Origin of the sequence: Actinotalea sp. C106 (assembly GCF_023630195.1) — a bacterium.
Lineage (GTDB): Bacteria > Actinomycetota > Actinomycetes > Actinomycetales > Cellulomonadaceae > Actinotalea.
The window spans coordinates 1-3718 of sequence record NZ_JALPKN010000296.1; the positions used below are offsets into that span (position 1 = coordinate 1).

At 74.9% G+C, this 3718-nt stretch carries 5 protein-coding genes; 1 reads left to right on the forward strand and 4 read right to left on the reverse strand.

What is annotated here, in order from left to right:
- The coding region (locus tag L0B03_RS15160; RefSeq protein WP_374204971.1) for an o-succinylbenzoate synthase at positions 1–944 on the reverse strand (944 nt) is incomplete at its 3' end.
- Positions 941–1300: a multidrug efflux SMR transporter gene (locus L0B03_RS15165; RefSeq protein WP_250447297.1), complete on the reverse strand. Its 360-nt coding sequence runs from the start codon at positions 1298–1300 to the stop codon at positions 941–943. The genes L0B03_RS15160 and L0B03_RS15165, both read right to left, overlap by 4 nt.
- A gap of 70 nt (positions 1301–1370) precedes the next feature.
- Between L0B03_RS15165 and L0B03_RS15170 the strand changes: the two genes are divergently transcribed.
- Positions 1371–2321 (forward strand): 1,4-dihydroxy-2-naphthoyl-CoA synthase, encoded by a 951-nt coding sequence (locus tag L0B03_RS15170; protein WP_250447299.1) that lies wholly within the window; start codon positions 1371–1373, stop codon positions 2319–2321.
- 41 nt (positions 2322–2362) lie between these two features.
- Here L0B03_RS15170 and L0B03_RS15175 read toward each other — a convergent pair whose 3' ends face one another.
- Positions 2363–2554, reverse strand: coding sequence for a hypothetical protein (locus tag L0B03_RS15175; protein WP_250447301.1), 192 nt, complete (start codon positions 2552–2554; stop codon positions 2363–2365).
- A 150-nt stretch (positions 2555–2704) separates the two neighbouring features.
- Positions 2705–3718, reverse strand: a 1014-nt coding sequence (locus L0B03_RS15180) for a DUF3048 domain-containing protein (RefSeq protein WP_284501884.1), incomplete at its 5' end; no start/stop codon positions are given.

Here is a 3718-nt window from a genome sequence, read left to right on the forward strand (position 1 = left end):
GCCAGGTCGGGGTCGGCGGCGTGCTCGGCCAGCCTCCCGGGCGAGGGGGCGGTCCGGCGCACGGTGATCGCGCCGTCGACAGGGAGCAGCGGCTCGGCGACGACGTCGTGGGTCAGGAGCTGGGCGGTGGCCAGCCCGCAGGCGTACGGCAGCTCGGGCAGGGCAGCGGCGAGGGCCACCCCGGCCGCGAGGCCCACCGAAGACTCGAGGGCTGAGGACACCACCACGGGCAGCCCCACCTGCTCGGCGAGCTCGAGGCAGGCACGCACCCCGCCGAGGGGCTGCACCTTGAGCACCACGAGGTCCGCAGCCTCGGCCCGCACCACCGCGAGCGGGTCCGCAGCCCGGCGGATCGACTCGTCGGCCGCGACCAGGACGGAGGTCCGACGACGGACGGTCGCGAGGTCCTCGACGCTCGCGCAGGGCTGCTCGACGTACTCGAGCCCGCCCGCGGCCCGGTCGAGGACCTGCAGCCGCGCGATCGCGGTCTCGACGTCCCAGGCGCCGTTGGCGTCGATCCGGATCCGCCCGCCGGGCCCCAGGGCATCACGCACGGCCTCGAGACGCTCGACCTCCTCGTCGACCCCCTGCCCGGGCTCGGCGACCTTGACCTTGGCGGTACGGCAGCCGGCCGAGCGGTCGACCACGGCCCGCGCCGTGGCGCCGTCGACGGCGGGCACCGTGACGTTGACCGGGACCCGGTCACGCAGCGCCGCCGGCCAGCCCACGTCGGCGGCCTCCCGTGCCGAGCGCCACCAGGCCAGGGCCTCGGCGTCGTCGTACTCCCAGAACGGGGAGAACTCCCCCCAGCCGGCCTCCCCCTCGATCAGGACGCCGTCGCGCGCCGTCAGGCCGCGGAACCGGGTGCGCAGACCGACCCGGTAGACGTGCAGCGCACGGCCCGCCCGGGCGGAGCGCGCACCGGGGGGCGCGAGGTCGCTCACCCGGCCACCGCACCGACGGGCTGCGTGGGCTGAGCCGGCTCGGCCCCGAAGACGTGCAGCCCCACGATCCCGGCGACGATGAGCACCAGGGAGAGGATCTTGCCGACGCTCACCACCTCGCCGAGGACCGCCATGCCGACCGTCGCCGTCACCGCCGCGCCGATGCCGGTCCACACCGCGTACGCCACCCCGACGGGCAGGGTGCGCAGGGCCCAGCCCAGCCCGAGCATGCTGAAGGTCAGCAGCACCACGAAGGCCGCCGAGGGCCACGGCCGCGTGAACCCCTCGGAGGCCTTGAGGCTCAGGGCCCACCCGGCCTCGAGCACACCCGACACGATCAGCACGGCCCAGGCCACGGCACACCTCCGGCGTCGGGCGGTCCCTCCGGCCGACGGGACGACCGTAGCCGCTGGCTAGGGTGGCGGCATGAGCGCACTGCCCGAGGTCTCGGCCACCTTCGACCCCACCGCCTGGCGCGAGGTCGAGGGCTTCGAGGGACTGACCGACCTGACCTACCACCGCGGCGTCCGACGCGCCGAGGACGGCCAGCGCGACCTCCCGGTGGTGCGCGTGGCCTTCGACCGGCCCGAGGTCCGCAACGCCTTCCGGCCGCACACGGTCGACGAGCTGTACCGTGTCCTGGACCACGCCCGCATGAGCTCGGACGTCGGCACGGTCCTGCTCGCCGGGAACGGCCCGAGCCCCAAGGACGGCGGCTGGGCCTTCTGCTCGGGCGGGGACCAGCGCATCCGCGGACGCGACGGCTACCGCTACACCGACTCCCCCGACGGGGTCGGGGCCGACCGGATCGACCCCGCGCGGGCCGGGCGGCTGCACGTCCTGGAGGTGCAGCGGCTCATCCGCACCATGCCCAAGGTGGTCATCGCCGTGGTGGACGGCTGGGCCGCGGGCGGGGGGCACTCCCTGCACGTCGTGGCCGACCTCTCGGTCGCCTGCCGCCAGCACGGCCGCTTCAAGCAGACCGACGCCGACGTCGGCTCCTTCGACGGCGGCTACGGCTCGGCGTACCTGGCACGGCAGGTCGGGCAGAAGCGCGCCCGGGAGATCTTCTTCCTGGCCCGCGAGTACTCGGCCGAGGACGCCGAGCGCTGGGGGGCGGTCAACGAGGTGGCCGACCACGAGGACCTCGAGGCCCTGGCCGTCGAGTACGCCCTGACCATCGCCGGCAAGTCGCCTCAGGCGGTGCGGATGCTGAAGTTCGCCTTCAACCTCCCGGACGACGGGCTCATGGGCCAGCAGGTCTTCGCCGGGGAGGCGACCCGCCTGGCGTACATGACCGACGAGGCCGTCGAGGGACGCGACGCCTTCCTCGAGCGCCGGGCCCCCGACTGGTCGGGCTTCCCGTACCACTTCTGACGGGTCGGCCCGGTGCGGCTCACGCGTCGCTCAGACCCCGCTCAGGTGCTGCTGAGCAGCCAGACCCCGAGGTCGACCATGTCCCGCAGGGCGAGGGCCCCGACCCACAGGGTGCCGAAGAGGAGCGCGACCGCGACCGCCACCGGCACGGCCGTGCGCAACCGGTCACGGGTGATCTGGTCGGTTCGGGCGCGGTCGTCGTGGACGGGGCCGGGAGCGGTGATCTGAGCCATGGCACGAGCCTGTCGCGCGGACCACGTGCCGCGGATCCACCTCACGGCTCGACCCTGGGCCCCGCTGCTCCCCCGCAGGTCTCATCCCGGAGGGCCGCCCTCATCCCCTGGTCGTACCCGGGGGGTCCGGGTATCCCCTGGGCGCTGGCGTCAGCCGACGGTCAGCGAGCCCTTGCCCTCGGGGATGAGCTCGACCCACGTGTTGCCCGGGGCGAGCAGCAACGGGTCGCCGTCGGCGTCGAGCAGCTCGAGGGGCGCGTCGATCGCCTCCTTGCTCCACGTGCCCTCGACCGTGCTGCCGCCGGTGGCCAGGACCGCGGGCCCCTCCCCGACGAGGTCGTAGGTGGGGACCGCCGCGCCGCCCTGGGCCCCGTACGGGGAGTTCGGGTGCGGGGCCGTGATCGCGACGACGTTGACGGCGCTGAGCCGGTCCCCGCTCGTGGCGACCGAGGCGACCGTGCCCTCCGACCGCTGCCAGGTGCCGGCGCCCCCGTCCCAGGCCCACGAGGGGCTCGCCTGGGCGGACAGCCGCAGGCTCAGGGTGGTGGCCGCCGAGCCGTCGACCACCGCGCTCGCCTTCTCGGCGCTGCGGGCGAAGGCGAACTGCTGCTCGGGGGAGGCCGCGTGATCGGCGTCGGCAGTCGCCATGAAGGTCTCGACCGAGCCGTACACGTTGTGCGGGGCCGAGCGGCCGCTCACACGGAACATGCCCCCGGTGCCCTCGTCGTGGCTCAAGGACTGGAGACCGCTCGACTGCACCTCGGCGAGGATGCCCGGCTGGCCGCCCGAGTACGCGATGAGGCCGTCGAGAGGCGCGAGGATCAGCGGGTCCATGGGACGGACCGACCGGATCGGCCCGACCTCCTCGGGCACCTGCGAGTGGAAGACGGCGACCAGGCGCGAGACCTCGAACTCGACGATCGTCTCCCACACCACGTCGGCCTGGTCCAGGCCGGACTGCGGGCGAGCCGTGGCGGTGTTCTCGACCTTGACCGCCACGGCGGGCCGCTCGGGCACCTCGTCGACCTCGACCCCGGTCAGGGGCCAGACGATCGGCACGTCCGGCGCGGGAGGGGTGGCCCGGGACGGGTCGACCGTCGGCGTCATCGTGACCGGGGCCGGGGCCTCGGGGGCCGGGGCGGAGCAGGCCGCGAGCCCGACCAC

Bases quoted from the DNA above. Each gene is read 5' to 3' on its own strand.
- L0B03_RS15170 (WP_250447299.1), top strand. From the start codon at position 1,371: ATGAGCGCACTGCCCGAGGTCTCGGCCACCTTCGACCCCACCGCCTGG.
- L0B03_RS15175 (WP_250447301.1), bottom strand. From the start codon at position 2,554: ATGGCTCAGATCACCGCTCCCGGCCCCGTCCACGACGACCGCGCCCGA.